Source organism: Streptomyces sp. SID5464 (genome assembly GCF_009862985.1).
Taxonomy (GTDB): Bacteria; Actinomycetota; Actinomycetes; order Streptomycetales; family Streptomycetaceae; genus Streptomyces; species Streptomyces chartreusis_D.
Genome location: NZ_WWIQ01000003.1, coordinates 163,932 through 164,191, shown reverse-complemented (window position 1 = coordinate 164,191; position 260 = coordinate 163,932). Strand labels below are relative to the sequence as shown.

At 67.7% G+C, this 260-nt stretch carries 1 protein-coding gene; it reads left to right on the top strand.

Features of this window, described 5'->3' with window-relative positions:
• A partial coding sequence (locus tag GTY47_RS40600; RefSeq protein ID WP_010038277.1) for an Hsp70 family protein occupies positions 1 to 260 on the top strand: 260 nt, incomplete at both ends.

Sequence of the window (260 nt, the reverse complement as noted above, 5' to 3'; positions counted from 1 at the left end):
CGCGCTCGGTCAAGCGGTACATGGGCGACCACTCCTGGCGGTTCCCCGACCACGGTGACATCGACGGCAAGCGGTACACAGCGCAGGAGATCTCCGCGCGGGTGCTCCAGAAGCTGAAGCGGGACGGGGAGGCGTATCTCGGGGAGGACGTCACCGACGCCGTGATCACCGTCCCGGCGTACTTCGACGACCACCAGCGGCAGGCCACCAAGGAGGCCGGGGAGATCGCCGGCCTGAAGGTGCTGCGGATCATCAACGAG